Annotated in this window: 13 protein-coding genes; 9 read left to right on the top strand and 4 right to left on the bottom strand. The window is 54.4% G+C overall.

The annotated features are described in order from the left end of the window. Positions 1 to 524 precede the first annotated feature (524 nt). From selA to JWG43_RS12825, 4 genes are all read left to right on the top strand, one after another. Positions 525 to 1,964 (top strand): L-seryl-tRNA(Sec) selenium transferase, encoded by a 1,440-nt coding sequence (selA, locus tag JWG43_RS12840; protein ID WP_205243336.1) that lies wholly within the window; start codon positions 525 to 527, stop codon positions 1,962 to 1,964. A gap of 2 nt (positions 1,965 to 1,966) precedes the next feature. Then, complete coding sequence (locus JWG43_RS12835; protein WP_205243335.1) at positions 1,967 to 4,084, top strand: tetratricopeptide repeat protein; 2,118 nt, start codon at positions 1,967 to 1,969, stop codon at positions 4,082 to 4,084. Positions 4,085 to 4,380: 296 nt separating this feature from the next. After that, positions 4,381 to 5,007, top strand: coding sequence for an LOG family protein (locus tag JWG43_RS12830; RefSeq protein ID WP_205243334.1), 627 nt, complete (start codon positions 4,381 to 4,383; stop codon positions 5,005 to 5,007). 69 nt (positions 5,008 to 5,076) lie between these two features. Further along, positions 5,077 to 6,159 (top strand): type IV pilus twitching motility protein PilT, encoded by a 1,083-nt coding sequence (locus JWG43_RS12825; RefSeq protein WP_205243333.1) that lies wholly within the window; start codon positions 5,077 to 5,079, stop codon positions 6,157 to 6,159. Here JWG43_RS12825 and JWG43_RS12820 read toward each other — a convergent pair. From JWG43_RS12820 to JWG43_RS12810, 3 genes are read right to left on the bottom strand one after another with little or no spacing between them, the layout of a single operon-like run. Then, the gene (locus JWG43_RS12820) at positions 6,146 to 6,691 is read right to left on the bottom strand and encodes a PilZ domain-containing protein (protein WP_205243332.1); all 546 of its coding nucleotides are present in this window, start codon (positions 6,689 to 6,691) and stop codon (positions 6,146 to 6,148) included. The genes JWG43_RS12825 and JWG43_RS12820 overlap by 14 nt on opposite strands. Beyond that, positions 6,688 to 9,297, bottom strand: a complete 2,610-nt coding sequence (locus JWG43_RS12815; RefSeq protein WP_205243331.1) for a DNA internalization-related competence protein ComEC/Rec2 — start codon at positions 9,295 to 9,297, stop codon at positions 6,688 to 6,690. The genes JWG43_RS12820 and JWG43_RS12815 overlap by 4 nt, the downstream gene beginning before the upstream one ends. Positions 9,298 to 9,304: 7 nt before the next feature. After that, positions 9,305 to 10,621: a 3-deoxy-D-manno-octulosonic acid transferase gene (locus tag JWG43_RS12810; protein ID WP_205243330.1), complete on the bottom strand. Its 1,317-nt coding sequence runs from the start codon at positions 10,619 to 10,621 to the stop codon at positions 9,305 to 9,307. 513 nt (positions 10,622 to 11,134) lie between these two features. On the opposite strand from JWG43_RS12810, the gene JWG43_RS12805 reads away from it, so the two are divergent. The 3 genes from JWG43_RS12805 to JWG43_RS12795 all read left to right on the top strand — a co-directional run bounded on the left by JWG43_RS12805 (position 11,135) and on the right by JWG43_RS12795 (position 13,711). After that, positions 11,135 to 11,590, top strand: a complete 456-nt coding sequence (locus JWG43_RS12805) for an Lrp/AsnC ligand binding domain-containing protein (protein WP_205243329.1) — start codon at positions 11,135 to 11,137, stop codon at positions 11,588 to 11,590. A 62-nt stretch (positions 11,591 to 11,652) separates the two neighbouring features. Further along, positions 11,653 to 12,912, top strand: coding sequence for a diaminopimelate decarboxylase (locus JWG43_RS12800; RefSeq protein WP_205243328.1), 1,260 nt, complete (start codon positions 11,653 to 11,655; stop codon positions 12,910 to 12,912). 61 nt (positions 12,913 to 12,973) lie between these two features. Then, entirely contained in the window at positions 12,974 to 13,711 is a 738-nt protein-coding gene (locus tag JWG43_RS12795; protein ID WP_205243327.1) for a 16S rRNA (uracil(1498)-N(3))-methyltransferase, read from the top strand. Here the strand turns inward: JWG43_RS12795 and murJ are convergent. Continuing rightward, the gene (gene murJ / locus JWG43_RS12790) at positions 13,690 to 15,297 is read right to left on the bottom strand and encodes a murein biosynthesis integral membrane protein MurJ (RefSeq protein ID WP_205243326.1); all 1,608 of its coding nucleotides are present in this window, start codon (positions 15,295 to 15,297) and stop codon (positions 13,690 to 13,692) included. The genes JWG43_RS12795 and murJ overlap by 22 nt on opposite strands. A 192-nt stretch (positions 15,298 to 15,489) precedes the next feature. On the opposite strand from murJ, the gene fusA reads away from it, so the two are divergent. After that, positions 15,490 to 17,556: an elongation factor G gene (fusA, locus tag JWG43_RS12785; protein WP_205243325.1), complete on the top strand. Its 2,067-nt coding sequence runs from the start codon at positions 15,490 to 15,492 to the stop codon at positions 17,554 to 17,556. Beyond that, positions 17,556 to 18,071: a MogA/MoaB family molybdenum cofactor biosynthesis protein gene (locus tag JWG43_RS12780; protein ID WP_338033267.1), complete on the top strand. Its 516-nt coding sequence runs from the start codon at positions 17,556 to 17,558 to the stop codon at positions 18,069 to 18,071. The genes fusA and JWG43_RS12780 overlap by 1 nt, the downstream gene beginning before the upstream one ends. The last annotated feature ends 27 nt before the right edge of the window (positions 18,072 to 18,098 follow it).

Here is an 18,098-nt window from a genome sequence, read left to right as displayed (position 1 = left end):
GATCACTTGTCAATGCTTTTTTCCGCCGCCCTTCCGCAAATCCAGCAGGACACGGACAGGCAAATCCTGTCCCCAAGGCAACGGAGCGGCAAATTACCGGAACCGGAACGCCTTGTCAATGGGTTTTTTCACTTTTCCTGAATCCGTGACGGCTGGACGCATGTTTTGGATATATTTTACTGTACTCATACTATAATTGTAGCTAACCCCTTGAAAAAACTTTCGCCAGCCTCCCTTCGGGGCATTCGTCCGCACGCCATCTTCATTGCCCGTACCCGTCCGATAAAGTGTCCTTTCATCGAACGGCCACGAACAACGAAGCTGACGCACGGACGAACGCTCACGGATTCAGGACGTTGGTATGGATGCCGAGGGCCACATGAATGAATGCGCTGGAATGACACCGTTTATTCGTTTGCTTTCGTTGTCCCTTTTGTCGTACCATGCAAAATGAAGACAACGGCCGAAGCGTTCCCTGTTTCCGGTCTGCACACCTCCATCATTTTTCTGTGGTTTTTTCAAATATGGACTCTGTCTCCCGCTCTCTGCGCATGATCCCCAATGTCAATGAATGCCTGCATTCCTTTATCGAATCAGGGGATCTTGACGATGTGCCCCTGTCGCGACTCAAGTATTGCACTCGCATCTATTTGGAGAAAACCAGACAGGAAATACTCCGGGGTGATCATATTTCCAGTTCTGATCGCACCTCAATCATTGATGGCCTTAAAGCATTTGTGCGCCGATACCACCGTCCCAGGCTTGAACGGGTTGTCAACGGGACAGGGGTCATCGTCCATACCAATCTTGGCCGCTCCCTGTTGCCTTCCTCTTCGACAGACGCTCTTTTGCTGGCCGGGCAAAACTATACCAATCTCGAATTTGATCTTGAAACCGGCAAGCGCGGTTCTCGGTACGCCCATGTCGAGGACCTGCTCTGCGAGTTGACCGGTGCTGAAGCTGCTCTGGTTGTCAACAACAACGCTGCCGCAGTTCTTCTCGCTCTTGAAACCCTTGCAAAAAACAAAGAGGTGGTTGTTTCTCGCGGGCAATTGATCGAAATTGGCGGCTCCTTCCGTATACCTGACATCATGAAGCGAAGCGGGGCATTGCTGGTGGAAACCGGGACCACCAACCGAACCCGCATCGAGGACTATCGCGGCGCTGTGACCAATGAAACCGCACTGCTCCTCAGGGTACACTGCAGTAATTATCGGATCATCGGTTTTACCAGCGAGGTATCCGGCCCTGAACTTGTTCAATTGGGGAAGAGCCTTGCGGTTCCAGTCATGGAGGATCTCGGCTCGGGTTGTTTCATTGATTTGAGCCGGTTTGGGCTGGCAAAGGAGCCGACGGTGCAGGAGACTGTTGCCTCTGGTATGGGTATTGTCACCTTTAGCGGCGATAAGCTGCTTGGCGGACCTCAGGCTGGGCTCATCCTCGGCAAAAGAATCTACATTGAGCAGATAAAGAAGAACCCCTTGAATCGGGCTGTTCGCATAGACAAGTTCACTCTCGCGGCCCTGGAGTCCATTTTGCGGCTGTACCTCGACGAAACCCTTGCTGTCCGCGAAATTCCGACCCTGGCGATGATCGCCTCTCCGGAACAAAGCGTGCGTGAACGGGCCAAGGCATGTCAACAGCGCCTTGCAGCAAAAATGAAGGACCTTTGTTCCGTTGACGTGGTTCAGGTGGACTCAAGAGTCGGTGGCGGTGCCATGCCGGAGCAGAATATTCCCAGTTGGGCAGTGGCCCTGCGGCCCGCTGTCATGACAATCCATCAATTGGAAAAATCCCTGCGTCGTTCATCTGTCCCTGTTATTGGCAGAGTTGAAAATGACCTGTTTCTTCTCGACATGCGGACTGTGCGTGATGATGAACTTGCATTGATTGTTGAAGGTCTCTTGGGCACTCTGGTTGTGGCAGCAGGGGGTGAACAGAAAACATATCCTGGAGAAAAATAACAATGGTCTCCCGCGAAGACCTGCATGTTCTCAGAGTACCCCTGACCCGTGAAATACAGCGGTCTCTGCCCGTACCTGGCACTGTTCATTTTTTCTGTTGTGAAGACCAGCACCAGAACGAATCCGGATCTGTCCAACCATCGCTTGGTGGAACTGAAGCCCCAACCTCGTCCATGGACAATGGCGGTGTTGATCTCTTGTCTGCACAAGGACAGTGCATAGCTTCACTGCCGCTGACCTCGGGAGCTTTCGCCGCTGTTATCTTGGGTGATGTCGATTCGATGCTGGAAAAAAAAAGTACATCGGACTGGGTACACCAGATGCGCATAATCCTGCCGGAGCGGCTTGAAGCAATTCGCCTGGGGTATGTCGACCCGGAAACCGGATTATATAATCGACGAGTAGCTGAGGAGTTCCTGAAAAATCATGACGAGTCAGAAACCGGTATCTTTTTTCTGGTCAGCACGATCTTTCCCCGGCGAAGTGCACGGGGGAATCTGCAAAAGCTCAAGGAGATGGCTACCCTCCTTCCGGTTTTGACTGGAGGATTCTGTTTTTCATTCGGATGCGGGGTCTTTGGTGTGTTTCTAGGTAATGTCAGCAAAGATGTCGCCTTGCAAAGGGGAGCTTATCTCCAGCATCGATTGAAGCGAGAGGGGATTCGCAAAGTGCAGATGGGCTTTGTTGCCTTGACTGGATCCGCGGGCAAGCCTGATTCTGATCTTCTCGCGAGATGCTGGCATTCCCTGGCTGAAGCTGAAAAAAAAGGCCCTTTCGGCATGCATGATGCGGATGACGAAACTCGGCATCCCCTTCCTTTTCATGTATCCCACCCGGACCTTCTGGGATCGCTGAAAAAACAATGGCGGGGGCTGAATGGTTTTACGCTGGCGGTTCTTTCCGGTTCTCCTGAGGTTATTGCTGATATCTTTTTGGTGGACAGCGGGGTCAGGGATGTCGTGGAAAACGTCGGCATCTGCTGTGGAGGTTCGAACAACAGAGGTCTGTTTTTTTTTCCGGAGGTACCGTGGGCCACCATTCAAGCTTGTATTGATGAGGTGCATCTCCTTTGCCGCGAAAAGTATGGGGACAGCGAGATCGCCATTGGTGTCGCCTCCTGGCCCTGTCTTGATTTTGCTAAAAAAGATGTTCCCGGAAATTGTTTGAAAGCGCTTGCGCATGGATCATTGCTTCATCCCGGCAGTGTGGTGGTGTTTGATCATCTCAGTCTCAACGTCAGCGGAGATTTGTTTTTCGAAGAGGGCGATTATCGCAGCGCCATCCGGGAATACCGGCGCGGGTTGCTGCTGGAACCGTGTGATATCAATCTGCTCAACAGTCTGGGCGTGGCCCTGGCTGAATTCAATCAGGCAGGGCAGGCCGCCGAGTGCTTTCTGGAGGTCCTGCGGACAGATCCGGATAATTACATGGCGCTGGTGAACCTTGGCTATGTACACCAGTCCCGCCGGAAAAAAGAAGCGGCTCTGGTCTGCTTTGAGCGAGCTTATGCACTCATGCCCCGGGAAGAAAGGACAGGGCAGGAGTTGTTTTTGTCGTTGAGCAGGCTGTACAATGAACTCGGTCAGTACGAACAGGCAGTGGCTCTGCTTGAACAATGGCAGGGGGTTGCGGGGAGCGAAAAAGAATATCTGCTGTTTCGTCTTCTCGGGCAGGGGTATTGGGAGACTGGTCGACCAGAGAAAGCGATTGTTGCCTGCCAGCGCGCCTTGCAGCTTTTTCCCCGCGACAGTGTTTCCTTGAGCATGCTCGGGGTCTTGTATGTTGAACAGGGCGAAGGGCATGAGGTGGGGTTGTCGCTGTGTCAGAGGGCGCTGGCTCAGGACCCTTTTCACCCTGACCATTGGTGCCGTTTAGGACGGGCTCTGTTATTCCTCGGCAACCATGGCGAGGCTCTTGATGCCATCAGGCAGGGACTAAGAATCAAGCGTAATCATGTTGAAGGCCATTTGCTGCTCGGTGTTCTTTTCCTTGCTCAAAAGCGGTATGCGCAGGCAAGAAAGTATTTTTTACGGGTGATAAACATGAAGGATGCCACTGCGCGGCAGAGAGAACGAGCCAGGCAATATGGTACCCAATCTGGCCAGGCAGGGAATTTGTGACCATGTGGTTGACCGTGTGTAACCGATTACGGGGTTTGAATCCGGGTGGTTTATCATGCTTTTGAATTGGATCCGATGGACCACAGGCTTCCCCCAGCCCGCCAGGTATTCCAGTTGAACCTGATTTTCCCCAACGTTCGGGAATGAGAGTGGATCTGATTGGTCTCGGTCGAACAATGTTTGATTCGATCAAAGGTGATAATTCAATGTTGCTGTTGTGATAACTGAGGAGGAGAGGGGTGGAGGTAGAGAACAGGTTTCAGAAATTCAGAGAAAATCAATATTGTCTTGACAGCATGGATCAAAAGGATTCCTGGCGTATGTTCCGGATTCTCTCTGAATTTGTTGAAGGATTCGATACACTTTCCGGTTTGCGGCAACCGGCAATCACCCTGTACGGATCAGCGCGAACCGATGTGAATCACCCCGACTACAAAACAGCCTGTGATCTTGCCGAAAAACTGGCCCGGGCCGGCTACGCTGTGATTACCGGAGGGGGGCCGGGAATTATGGAAGCTGCCAACCGTGGTGCTGCAGCGGCCAGCGGGCTCTCCATCGGTCTGAATATAGATCTGCCCCACGAGCAGGCTGTCAATGCGTATGTGAACCTGCCCCTGGCATTCCGGTATTTTTTTGTCCGCAAGGTCATGTTTATGAAATATTCGACGGCTTTCATCTGTTTCCCGGGTGGATTCGGTTCCCTGGATGAATTGTTTGAATCCCTGACCCTGATCCAGACCAGAAAAATCAAGCCGTTTCCGATCGTTCTTGTTGGTTCGACGTTCTGGGGCGGGCTTGTTGGCTGGCTACAGGAAAGATTGCTGGCTGGCGGCAAAATTGCCGAGGAGGATCTCAATTTGTTCGTTGTTATGGATGATGTCGAAGAAATCGTTGACCATATTCGAGTGAACCTGGCGGTGTAACTGGTGAACACCCGCAGAGTCCGAAATATTTTGTACAATATGAACTGATGCAAGGAAGAGGAGCAGCGAATGGCCCAGATTGATGCTTTTTTTAAACTTATGAATGATGAAGGAGCCTCTGATCTCCACATGATGGCTGGACAGCAGCCAGTGCTACGTATCCGTGGTGATATGGAACGGGTTAAATTCAAGGCGTTGGACAATGAAACCCTGAAAAGCATGCTGTATGAAATCTGCCCGGAGGATAAAATAAAGATTTTCGAAGAAACCGGTGACATGGATTTCGGGTATGAGATTCCGGGACTGGCACGGTATCGCTGTAATTTTTTTCAGCAGAAATACGGTATCGGCGCTGTCTTCCGCGAGATTCCCAGTGATATCCTGACCTGTGAGCAGTTAGGCTTACCCAAGGTTGTCTCGAAGCTGGCCTCCCTCCCAAAGGGACTGGTGCTGGTCACAGGGCCCACAGGATCGGGAAAATCGACCACTCTGGCAGCTATCCTCGATGAATGCAATAAGACCCGGAAGGATCATATTCTGACCATCGAAGATCCCATCGAGTTTGTCCACAAAAGCCAGAGTTGCATCGTCAATCACCGGGAAGTGGGCAGCCATACCAGGAGCTTTTCCGCCGCCCTGCGTGGAGCGCTCCGTGAAGATCCGGACATCATACTGGTGGGAGAAATGCGGGATCTGGAGACAATAGCCCTGGCCATGGAGGCCTCGATGACCGGGCATCTTGTTTTTGGTACTTTGCACACCATGAATGCCATGAAAACTGTTGACCGTATTATCGAGATATTTCCCGCAAGCCAGCAAGGGCAGGTTCGTTCAACCCTGGCCGATGCCCTGCGGGCTGTGGTTTCCCAGACATTGTTCAAACGGGTCGATATCAAGGGAAGGGTGGCTGCTCTCGAAATCCTTATCTGTACGCCGGCGGTGCGCAATTTGATCCGTGAAGGCAAATCGTATCAAATCCCCTCCAGTATGCAGACCGGGAAAAAATACGGTATGCAGACCCTTGATGACGCTATCTTTGAATTATTGGAAAAGAAAAAAATCAGCGCTGAAGACGCATATATCAATTGTTACGAGAAGGCGCGATTTGTCAAGTATCTGCGTCGTCAGCCAACTGATTTTACCGATATTTGACCTTTTGCGGAGATAGCAGCCGGGGTGATCCGTGTTGACTGATACAGGTTACGAGCACTTTTTGTTGCGCTTGGTTGAGATGGATGAACCGGGCGCTGTATCTGAATATCGAGGCTTTTCTTCCTTGTCTGTTCAATTCTTGTTCGGATGAGGCAACAATTTCGATCCGGAGAGATTCCAGCGAAGAGCCGTCATTGCAGTTATAGAGGTCAACCACAAGCAGACGGGTGTCGGCGGGAAGAACATTGACGTGATGAATAAAGGACAGGCCGCCGGGGCTGATGTTGGTGATTCTCGCGTATTGATTCCGGGTTCCTTGAATGCGGAGGAGAAAATTGACTGGCAGTTCGGAGGGGGGGGTGACTCTACTCTCAAAAGCAAGGGCAAAGGGGAACAGGTACCGGAACTGCTGACAGCATTCCTGGCAGGAAAAGATCGTGGCAAATGATAACGGTGTCGTACGCGAGGTCTCTGATCGTGAAGTAAAGCGCTTGCTGCCGCAGTGCGGACATTTTTTCGTCAAAGTCATCATGGGCTGGAATTTTTCCTCTGCAAGGATCTGCGTATATCTCGTACTTTACCGTATATTTTTGTTTGCTTCAATGCGCTCTTTTCCCGGGAATTTCCCACTGTATCAAAGAAAATCGATTCTTTTCCGTCAAAGGTTTTGATGCGCAGGGTTGTTCCGTCCGTAGTGGCGGTGACGGTGCCGTTTTGGGCTGTGATCAGGGTTGGTATCCGCTGTCGCTGCCACTGCTCGAGCCGTGCTGGAGCGGGCAGAATTCCCTGTCGTGCCAGTCCCGAAGAGACCACAATCATTGCCGGCGAGACCGCGGCAATGAAATCTTCGTTTCCAGAAGTCAGGCTGCCATGGTGTGGAGCCAGAAGAATATCCGCGGAAAGAAGAGGGCCATGGGAAAGGAGCCGACGTTCGCTTCGGGCCTCAATATCCCCTGGAAAAAGAAAACGGCGGTCACCGTGTTGCAACATAAAAACAAGGCTACGATCGTTGGTTGACCAGGAATGGCTGTCATTGAGCAGGCCATCCATGCCCAGGCATTCCAACCGCGAATGGTGGTCCTGGTGCAGGATGTCTCCAGCTGCCACATGTTGCACAGGTGTGTCATTGCCGCGGACCTGATCAAGAAAATCTTGATAGGCCGGTTCATTGCCGGGATCACTGTTGATAAACAGATGCTGGGGTCGAAAATGTTCATAGACAAAAGGCAGGCCGTTGTAGTGATCCTGATGCGGATGGGTAATGATGAGATCATGGATCCGCCAGATCCGTTGCCGCCAGAGATATGGTCCAATGACACTCTGGCCGACGTTGAACCGTTCACTTGCATATCCGCCTCCGTCGATGAGGACGTTTTTCCCATTCGGCAGACGCAGAAGGGTTGCTGAACCTTGCCCCACATCGAGATAACTGACTGTCAGGTGCCGTGGCCGGTTGGGATACCAGAGGGAATGGGTGAAGGAGAGCAGGAGCAGGCTGGTGAGGAGTAATGCCGGAATGAGGTGAAGCGCTTTGATTGGTCGGGGAAAAAGGACCAGAACAAGAACCATTGCAAACAGTAGCATTTCAAATGCATTAGGGCTGATGGCCCGTATTGAGGCCAAGGAAAAGCCACTGACTGTTTCCGTGAGGGTGACGGCAAGGTGGATGCCGATGGCGCCTGTTTTCAGCATCAGGGCTGCCAGGTCGGGTGACAGGGGTATTATGGGAAGTGCCGCGAGGCCCCAGGGTAATGCCCACAGACAAAGCAGGGGCTGGACAGCGAGATTCATCAGGGGGCCGATCAGCGAGACCCTGTTAAAATGGTAGAGCAGAACAGGCAGGGTTCCCGCCGTTGCCGCCAGGGAGACATAGAGCATGGATTGCAGGACAGCCAATCCCTGACGAATCCTGGGCCGTGGCGGAGTCGCTGTGTCCACGTCCTTGAGGATGGGCAGTCTGGGGTATATAAGGTTGATGGCCAAAACCGCGGCAAAGGAAAGCTGGAAAGAGGCGGTGAATAGAGCCAGGGGGTTGACGGCCAGGATGACCAGAGCGGCGGCGGCAATGAGATGGATGAGGGTGTGCTGCCGGCGTACCAGAACAGCAAACAGCACCAGGAGGGCGGTGACAAGTGCTCTGAAGGCCGGCGTGTTCATGCCGGCGATAAAGGCATAAAAAAGCAGGATAGGCGCGGTCAGGGCCAGGGCCAGGGTGGGCACATGGGTGCGCAGCAGCAGCCATTGGGATCGTTTAAGCGCCAAGGTGAACACCGCAACCGTGAACAGGCCAAGGAGGCTGAGGTGCAGACCGCTGATGGCCAGAATATGCATGCAGCCGCTGGCCTTGAACGCTTCCAGGGTGCGTGGGTCAATATTGACCCTGGAGCCAACCAGCAGAGCCTGGTAGAGACCGGCACTGGTCGGTTCGAGTCGCAGGAGAAGGAAGTCGGCGACATGCTGGCGCACCTGTTCCGGAACAAAGCGCAGACGGTCCCGATGGGAAAGGGGAGGCTCCTGTATGCGGAGTATATCATTGGGGCTCTGAATCCAGCCTGAACAGTGAATGGAGCGGGAAGCCATCAGCATCTTGACGTCAAGGGCACCGGGGGTCTGGTACCGGCGAACTCGATCGAGGGTGGCAAGAACCATGATCTTTGTGCCCGGGGTGTATTCCCGATCCAGGCTGCCGCGGACAGAGAGTCGGGCTGTGCCTCTGGCCGGCTGAAATGATGCGTTGCCGGTATTGTCATGAATGAGCAGGGACTCCGTGGCCAGGTCAAAACGGCTGTTGACACCATTGTCTTCCACCATGGAGAGGATTCGGCCGACCAGTGTTACCCTGGTGCGCTGTTCGATGAGGGTGGCCAGGGTATGTGGATCTGTTGGCGGTTGCAGAGCCAGATGGGTGTGGAACAGGCCGACAAGAAAGAAGAGAGGCAAAGGGACAAGCAGACGGAGTTGCCGGCCAAGGAAAAAAGCGGCGAATACCAGGGCCGGGACCATGAGCAGGGTCAGGTTGAAGAGAGGCAAATGGGTGCTGCTTGTCGAGAGAAAAAAAGCGCTGCAGGCACCGGCAAGAAAGCACAGGGTGGCGCTGATCAGCAGGTTCTCTGTGCAGATATGCAGCAACCTATGCATGGGGCAATCATCCGTTGTTTTCGGTCCGCACGAGAAGAGCGGTCATTCTTTCAAGATGTCTCCGGGCGACCCCCTGGTTCCTGCGGACACATTGCAGGGCTGCGGTGGCCATGGACGTGCGCAGGGCCGGATCACGCAGGATCTGTTCCACAGCAGTGGACACATCTGTCGCGGAACCGACCTGAAGAGCACCACCGCAACGAGTCAGTTCCGCGGCAATCTCCTCGAAATCTTCCATGTGGGGACCAAACAGCACCGGGACACCGGCTCTTGCCGCTTCCAAGGGATTATGCCCGCCTTCGGCAACCAGGGTGCCGCCGATGAAAACCACCTCAGCCATGGGATAACAGGCAGCCAGCTCTCCGATGGTATCGAGGATCAAAACCGGTCCCTGCCGTTGCACACCCATGGTCCAAGCGCGGGCATCAAGGCCGTGCGCGGCGGCAAGCGCCAGGATATCCTGACTTCTTTCAATATTCCGTGGGGCAACAAGGAGTTGCAGTTCAGGGACTGTACCACGCAGGTGCTTATACACGGAAAAGAGCTGTTCTTCTTCATCGTCATGGGTGGAACCGCAGATCCACAGAGGTGCGGTGGGTGCAAAACCGCGCGAGATTTTTGTCGGCATGGACACTGGAGCGTTGGTGCCGGTCGTAGCGGAGAGTTCTGTATCGAATTTGAGATTACCCAGGGTGACGACCTTGCCGGCTTCTACCCCCAGATCTATCATTTTTTTTGCATCGGCGGCGGTTTGCATGGAGAGAAGGGTGAAGCTCTGAAAGATGGTTCGGAAGAGAAGAGGGCATCGTTGGTATTGGCGCAGCGATTTTTTTGAAATCCGCCCGTTGACCAGGACCACAGGAATCTTTTCCCCGGCGAGACAGGAAAGCCAGTGAGGCCAGAAGTCGGTTTCCACCAGAATGAAAAGGTCCGGCTGGATCATTCTGGTGAAAAAAGGAACAACAGGTCCCAGGTCCAAGGGGGCGGGAAGCAGGAGATCGGCATGGGGGGCAAGCAGACGTTCCGCCACCTGACTGCCCGAAGCAGTGGTCAGGGTGCAGATGATCCGGGCTGCCGGAAAGCGCTGGCGGATAGCATGCACCAGCGGAAGGGCGGATGTGGCCTCGCCCACGGAAAGGGCATGAACCCAGAAGACCGGAGCAGACCGGGGGAGCGGCCCGAGTTGGGCCACCTGATGTCTCAGTCCGAAACCCAGTCGTCCTGTAATGCGCTGCCGGTACTTTTTTCGCAAGAGGAGCAGGGGGACGAAGGGAAGCAGGACAAGGACCAGGAAACTCGAAAAAATCTTGTAGAACAGAAACATTGACTGGTCCCTTATGGTTTGCCGAGTCCAGGGTAAAGGATACGGCTTTTTTGATACCCTCAATCCGTGACGACCGGACGCTTGTTTTGAATATATCTTGCTGTACTCATCTTATAATTGCAGCCAATCCCTTGACAATACCTTTCACCAGCCGCCTTTCGGGACATCCGTCCGCACGCCATCTTCATTGCCCGTACCCGTCCGATACAATGTACTTTCATCGAACGGTCAAGAACAACGAAGCTGACGTACGGACGAACGCTCACGGATCCAGGGATACCAGTATGCTTTTTTTCTGTCGAAGAAGAAAGGTGCAACAAGCTTGACAAGCTTTTTTCCGTTCACTTTATATTCTTTTTTTGTGGCAATGTTACGAATATTTTTTTGCATACAGATAATTGCAAGGGTAATAATTCTGTATTATATCTGACCCTATGAATTTTGTTCTTAATATTTCCTTGAGCCGCTTGTCTTTGGGTTGGCAGAAGCATGACCTTTGGCTGGAGACCTGGTGTGCTGGATGAAATCAGTTTGAAAATCCTGAAAATACTGCAGGAAAAAGCTCGGATACCCAATGTCGAGGTGGCCCGTCAGGTCGAAATGGCTCCCTCGGCTGTTCTGGAACGTATCCGCAAGATGGAGCGGCAGGGAGTTATCGATGGGTATGAGGTTCGGCTCAACCCTGAACAGTTTGACCGACGACAGATTGCCTTTGTCGAGGTCCGCACCAGATCGGTGGGCGACCGGCCGGAAACCGGCAGATCGCTGGCAGCTGTCCCGGAAGTTCAGGAGGTCCATTATGTCGCCGGCGAGGACTGCTACCTGGTCAAGCTCCGGGTCGCTGATACCGCTGAACTGGCCGTTGTCATCCGTGAAAAAATCGCAGGTATCCATGAGGTGGTTGCCACCCGAACAGCGACCGTCCTGCGGACCTACAAGGAAACCGCTCGTATTCCCATCCGTTTTTGAACCTAGATCCGTGAACGTTCAGCCGTCACGGATTCAGGGTGAACTTAAAAAGGAACAGTACCATGCCCATTACCCCCGGCTTTGCAGATCGTCTGTATCCCCACTTACCCGCCATTGCCGAGCATTTCGGCACGCCGTTTCACATCTATGACGAAGTCGGTATCCGTGAAACAGGCCGGAAGTTGCAGCAGGCCTTTGCTGCCATTCCCTCCTTCCGCGAGTATTATGCGGTCAAGGCCCTGCCCAACCCCAGTGTTCTCAAGATCATGCAGGACATGGGTTTTGGTTTTGATTGCAGTTCAATCACCGAGTTGCTCCTTGTCCGGGACATCGGCGCCGACGGCGACGCGATCATGTTTACCTCCAACAATACCAGCCGTGAAGATTTCCTGGCTGCGGCAGCGAAAGGTGGCTGCATTCTCAATCTTGATGATATCAGCCTCATCGACAAAGTGCCGCAGATGCCGGAGTTGATCTGCTTTCGCTATAATCCGGGATCGCGGCGCAGCGGTAACGATATCATCGGCAAGCCCGAGGAGGCCAAATACGGGGTCAGCCACGAGCAGATCGTCGAGGCCTATCGCCAGGCCCGGGCCCGGGGGGCAAAACGCTTTGGTCTCCATACCATGCTGGCCTCCAATGAACTCAACTACACCTACATGGTCCGTACCGCGGCCATGCTGCTTGAACTGGCGGAAAGTATCGGCAGGGAGCTGGAGATAGCTTTTACGTTCCTCAATATTGGTGGCGGGCTCGGTATCCCTTATACCCCTGATGCCCGGCCTCTTGATATCGCGGCCATGGGCAGGGAAATAACCGCGCTCCTTGCCGAATTTCAGCAGCGTCAAGGCTACAGTCCGGCTTTATTCATGGAGAGCGGCCGCTATATGACCGGTCCGCACGGGGTGCTCGTCACTCGGGCCATCAACCGCAAGGATATTTATCGAACCTACATCGGCGTTGATGCCTGCATGAACTCGTTGATGCGGCCCGCTCTGTACGGCGCTTATCATCATATCGAGGTGTTGGGCAAGCAGGAAGCCCCGGACATGGAGACCGTGGATGTGGTCGGTTCGCTCTGCGAAAATAATGACAAGTTTGCTATCCAAAGGCAACTGCCGAGAATCACAGACGGCGATCTTCTTGTCATTCAGGATACCGGTGCCCATGGACTGGCCATGGGCTTCAATTACAATGGCAAGCTTCGCCCCAAGGAACTTCTACTCCGGCGGGACGGTGGGGTCGCCCTGGTCCGCCGTGAGGAAACCCCGGAAGATTACTTTGCCACCTTGCGTTTTGAGGACAAGGTGCTGCAGCTGTGACAAGTTTTCATCAGCAGGTTGGTGGTGATCCGATCTGCTGCGGATATCCTGCCTCTGGGCCATGAACCTGCTCCTTTTTGACCCCTTGGAGTTGACCGGCGATGAAACCATCCTTACCGGTCGCCGGGCCGAGCATCTTATCCGTGTCCTGCGGGTGGAACCCGGAGACTGGGTTCGGGTCGGAGTAATCAATGGTCAACTCGGCAGTGGCCGGGTGTTGGCCGTTGAGGGAGCGTCGGTGCGGCTGGCGGTGGTCCTGGATCGTGAGCCAGGGTGCGATTTGGATGTGGACCTCATTCTGGCCCTGCCCAGGCCGATCATGCTGCAGCGCATTCTCAAGCAGGCCACCGTGCTTGGGGTACGGCGTTTTCATCTCATCCGTTCCCGGCGGGTGGAAAAATCCTTTTTTCAAACGCCGTTGCTTGCAGCCGATAAAATGCGCGCCATTCTTGTCGACGGCATGGAGCAGGCCATGGATACCCGGATGCCCGAGGTGTCCATTCATCCCAGATTCAAACCCTTTGTCGAAGATGTCCTGCCCGGTCTTGATGGCCATGGCTTGATTGCCCATCCGCAAGCCGATGGCACCCTGGCCGACGTTGCGGTCGCCGGTTTGCCCGGTCAGCGACTGTTGCTCGCTGTCGGTCCGGAAGGTGGCTGGAGCGACTATGAGTTGCAATGTTTCGCTGAGCGGGGTTTTCTGACGTTCACCATGGGTCGTCGTATCCTTCACGTCGATACCGCGGTGGTCAGCGTGCTGGCCCAATTGCAGCTTCTCTATGATCTGCGCAACCGCTGAACGAGTTTATCCGTCAGCAGGGTGCATTCGGGCAGTCGCAGCAGTTGCAGAGCCACCACATACAGTCCTCCACCCACAGTGATCAGCAGGCCTAATCCGAAAACCTGGAGCAGGGTCGGCCCGGTCAGCCAGCCAGCCAGCACCTGGACCAGCGCCCATATTGCCACTGACATCAGAGCCGCGGCCGTAAGGATTTTCATCAGCCCGGTCAGCAGGTACTTCAGGGGCAGTCCGGCAAGTTTCCAGTGGAGGATTATGGCAAGGAAAAGGAAGTTGCAGCTCATGGCCAGGGATGTGGCCATGGCAATCCCCCGGTGCTGCATGAGATCGATCACCAGGATGATAATGATAATGTTGGCGGCAACGCCAAGGAAGCTGCCGATGACCGGAAATCTTGTCGTGCCGACCGCATAGAAGACAGGAACCATCACCTTGATGGCCGAGTAGGCAAAGAGACCGCAGGCATACCAGGAAAGGGCCGACGCGGTTTGCAGGGTGTCAAAGGCCGTAAACGCTCCCCGCTCAAAGATGATACGGATAATGGGCTCGGCAAGGAGAATAAGCCCGGCCGTGGCCGGTATCGCCAGGGCAAAGACCAGGATCAAGGACGAGGTGAAGGTCTGTTTCAGACTGGCCATGTCCTTTTCCGCGGCCTGTTTGGCCAGGATCGGCATGATGGCTATGGACAGGGCCACGCCGAAGAGGCCGATGGGCAGCTGAACCAGACGGAAAGCATAGTTGAGCCAGGAGACGGAGCCTTCGGCACAGCTGGCAGCGAAATTGGTGTTGACGAAGATATTGATCTGGGTGGCCGAGAGGCCGATGATGGCAGGGAGCATCAACAGCAGGATGCGCTGCAGGCCGGGATCGGCAAGGTTGCAATGGACACGGAGACGGAAACCGATATTGCGCAGGGCAGGCAGTTGCACCATGAGTTGCAGCGCACCACCGAGGAGGGTCCCCCAGGCCATGCCGGCAATGGCTGGTTGACCAAAACGGGGAAAGAGCCAGGCCAGGGTCAGGCCGCCGACAATGGAGCCGAGGTTGAAAAAACTCGACGACAGGGCCGGGATGAAAAATCTGCCCTTGGCGTTGAGCATCCCCATGACCACTGCCGCCAGCGAAACGAACAGCAGGAAAGGGAACATGATCCGGGTGAGTTGGACGGTCAGCTCCGTTTTGCCGGGAACCAGGCTGAAATCCGGTGCCAGCAGATTGACGATCGGGCCGGCCATGTACATGCCGATGAGCGTTAACAAACTGATCAGGATAGCAAAAAAAATGAGCACATTGCTGGCCAGCTGCCAGGTTGCCTCTGGGCCGCGTTTGGCGTCATATTGGGAGAACACGGTGATGAAGGCGGCGGAAAGGGCCCCTTCGGCGAACAGATCCCGCAGCAGGTTGGGGATACGGAAAGCGACAACAAAGGCATCGTAGGCATACCCCGCTCCAAAGAATCCGGCAAAGACCTGTTCGCGGATAAGGCCGAGGACGCGGCTGCACATAACGGCGATACTCACCGCTCCAGCGGAACGGGCGATCCGACCGGTGGATCCGGATGGGGTGACCGATGGAGGCGTGCTCATTGATTGATCAGGGTTTCAGAGGGTTATAGCTTGACTTTGCAATGTTAATACGAATATAACAGTAGCGGTTTTTTTGGACTAGATGGTTACCATTCCTCTCTGGAAAGAGAAAGAGCTTTTCAATGCTTTTCAGTCGGGAATAGTCATCCTTTAACCTTTATGCGGCACCCGTTTCACTCACTGGAGGTATCCATGCAGGACGTACAACAGATCAGGAATACGGTTATTCTCGGACATGGCAACAGCGGTAAATCAACCCTTGCGGAGGCGTTACTGTTTACCGCCGGTTCAGTGAAACGGCTGGGTAAGGTGGATGAAGGAACGGCTTCAATGGACTTTGAGCCCGAGGAGATCAAGCGCCGGATTTCCATCAGCACCGCTTTTAACCATCTGACCTGGAAAAAAAACGATGTCTATCTCATCGATACGCCCGGAGACGATAATTTTTTCAACGAGACCCGTCTGGCTGCCCAGGTTGCCGACAGCGCCGTGCTGACGGTGGGGGCTGTCCTGGGCGTGCGGCCGCAGACGGAAAAATTTGTCGATCTTATCAAGGAACACAATCTGCCCTGCCTGATCTGCATTACCAAAATGGATCGGGAACGGGCCAATTTTGCCAAGACCGTCGACGGCATCAGGGAAACAACCGGTCTCAATCCGGTGGTGCTCTACCTGCCCATTGGCGCCGAAGATCACTTCAAAGGTGTGGTGGACATCGTTGCCAACAAGGCCCTGCTGTTCACCGAAGGCGGCAAGGCAACAAATGGTGAGATTCCGGCGGACATGGTCGATGAAGTGGAAGCTCTGCGGGAAAGCCTGCTTGAATATGTCGCCGAGACCGATGATGAGTTGCTGGAGAGATTTCTTGAGGAAGGGCTCCTTTCCGACGAAGAGCTGCAGACCGGTTTGGCCGCGGCGATTCGAACTTCCCAGATCGCGCCGGTTTGCGCCCTCGACGCCCTCGGCAATGCTGGATCCTCAATTGTCCTCGATGCTGTCATCAATCTGCTTCCTTCTCCGGATCAGCGTCCGGCCCGGGTGGGCAGTCATCCCAAGACCGGTGATCAGGTCGAGCGACGGGGAACCGCTGACAGTCCGTTTTCCGCCCTGGTCTTTAAAACCATGGCTGATCCTTTTGCCGGTCGTTTGACCATTTTTCGGATTGTCTCCGGAACCCTGAAAGGCGATACCTTCTATAACGCCACCAAGGGAACCTCCGAGCGATTCGGGCAACTCTTCATCATGGCCGGAAAGGAGCAGCGACCGGTGGAGCAGGCCCTGCCCGGGATGGTAGTGGCTGTGGCCAAACTCAAGGAAACAACGACCGGAGACACCCTCTGCGAAGAGGCCAATCCCATCGTATATCCCGTGGTTGAGCCGTTGCCCACGGTGATAGCTTATTCCGTCAGCGCTAAAAAAGGCGACGAGGAAAAACTCTTTTCGTCCATCACCCGTTTACTTGACGAAGATCTGACCTTGCGGCTCACCAGGGAACAGCAGACCCATGAAACGCTGATTTCCGGAGTGGGGCAGGTGCATCTTGAGGTCATCGGAGAAAAAATTAAACGGAAATTCGGGGTGGAAATGGAGCTGCATCCCCCCCGCGTCCCCTATCGAGAAACCCTCAAGGGGAAGGTGACGGTCCAGGGAAGACATAAAAAACAATCCGGAGGTCGCGGCCAGTTCGGCGATTGCACCATCGAGATGGAACCCCTGCCGCGGGGAGAACATTTCGAGTTTGTCGACAAGATTGTCGGTGGTGTCATTCCGCAGCAATACCGGCCGGCGGTCGAGAAGGGTATTCTCGAGGCCATGGATCGAGGAGTGATTGCCGGATTCCCCTTTGTCGATCTCAAGGTCAACCTGGTCGACGGATCGTACCACACGGTTGATTCCTCGGAAATGGCCTTCAAGGTTGCCGGCTCTCTGGCCTTTAAAAAGGGTGTGGTGCAAGCCAATCCGGTTCTTCTCGAGCCCATCATGGAAGTCGAGGTCCGGGTTCACAAGGATTTTGTCGGTGATGTCATGGGCGACCTCAACAGCCGCCGGGGCAGGGTATTGGGCATGGATTCAACCGGTAAACTGGAAATCATCAATGCCCACGTCCCTCAGGCCGAGATCCTGCTGTATGCACTCGACCTGACCTCCATGACCGGGGGGCGCGGAACCTTCACGGTGAAATTTTCTCATTACGAGGAGGTGCCCGCTCAGATCGCCGAGAAGATCATCGCCGAATACAAGCAGCAAGCGGAAGAATAGTGATCCGGCAATCTGCCGTCCCTTATCGGTGTGGTGTACTCACCCTCAGCGACAAGGGGGCCAGGGGGGAGCGTGAAGATACCTGCGGGCCATTGTTGCGGGAAATGCTGCATGCCCAGGGGTTTGAGGTTGCCGTCTCTCTGGTTATTCCTGATCAGCAGGCGTTGATCGAGCAGACCCTGGTGCATTGGGTGGATGAGATGCGTCTGGACCTGATTGTCACCACCGGAGGGACTGGTGTCGCCCCCAGTGACAGAACTCCCGAAGCGACAGCAAGGGTGGTGGATATGCAGGTTCCCGGCTTAAGCGAGGCCATGCGTCTGGCCAGCCTGGAGAAGACTGTGCAGGCGGTTTGGTCTCGTGGCATTGCCGGCATCCGCAAGGAGTGTTTGATTATCAATCTCCCGGGCAGCAGAAAAGCAGCCCGGGAGAATCTGGAGGCAGTGTTCCCGGCCTTAAGGCATGGTCTGGATAAAATCAAAGGCAGTGATGCGGACTGCGCCCGGATGGAATAAAACCTGAATCCGTGACGGCGCAATAAA

The organism is Desulfobulbus alkaliphilus (genome assembly GCF_016918545.1).
GTDB classification, from domain to species: Bacteria; Desulfobacterota; Desulfobulbia; order Desulfobulbales; family Desulfobulbaceae; genus Desulfobulbus; species Desulfobulbus alkaliphilus.
The sequence above is the reverse complement of the archived record's forward strand: the minus strand, read 5'-3'. Positions and strand labels throughout refer to the sequence as shown.

What these genes read in the sequence shown, in the direction of transcription:
- selA (WP_205243336.1), top strand. Translation starts at nt 525, where the DNA reads ATGGACTCTGTCTCCCGCTCTCTGCGCATGATCCCCAATGTCAATGAA.
- JWG43_RS12835 (WP_205243335.1), top strand. Translation starts at nt 1,967, where the DNA reads ATGGTCTCCCGCGAAGACCTGCATGTTCTCAGAGTACCCCTGACCCGT.
- JWG43_RS12830 (WP_205243334.1), top strand. Translation starts at nt 4,381, where the DNA reads ATGGATCAAAAGGATTCCTGGCGTATGTTCCGGATTCTCTCTGAATTT.
- JWG43_RS12825 (WP_205243333.1), top strand. Translation starts at nt 5,077, where the DNA reads ATGGCCCAGATTGATGCTTTTTTTAAACTTATGAATGATGAAGGAGCC.
- JWG43_RS12820 (WP_205243332.1), bottom strand. Translation starts at nt 6,691, where the DNA reads ATGATGACTTTGACGAAAAAATGTCCGCACTGCGGCAGCAAGCGCTTT.
- JWG43_RS12815 (WP_205243331.1), bottom strand. Translation starts at nt 9,297, where the DNA reads ATGCATAGGTTGCTGCATATCTGCACAGAGAACCTGCTGATCAGCGCC.
- JWG43_RS12810 (WP_205243330.1), bottom strand. Translation starts at nt 10,621, where the DNA reads ATGTTTCTGTTCTACAAGATTTTTTCGAGTTTCCTGGTCCTTGTCCTG.
- JWG43_RS12800 (WP_205243328.1), top strand. Translation starts at nt 11,653, where the DNA reads ATGCCCATTACCCCCGGCTTTGCAGATCGTCTGTATCCCCACTTACCC.
- JWG43_RS12795 (WP_205243327.1), top strand. Translation starts at nt 12,974, where the DNA reads ATGAACCTGCTCCTTTTTGACCCCTTGGAGTTGACCGGCGATGAAACC.
- murJ (WP_205243326.1), bottom strand. Translation starts at nt 15,297, where the DNA reads ATGAGCACGCCTCCATCGGTCACCCCATCCGGATCCACCGGTCGGATC.
- fusA (WP_205243325.1), top strand. Translation starts at nt 15,490, where the DNA reads ATGCAGGACGTACAACAGATCAGGAATACGGTTATTCTCGGACATGGC.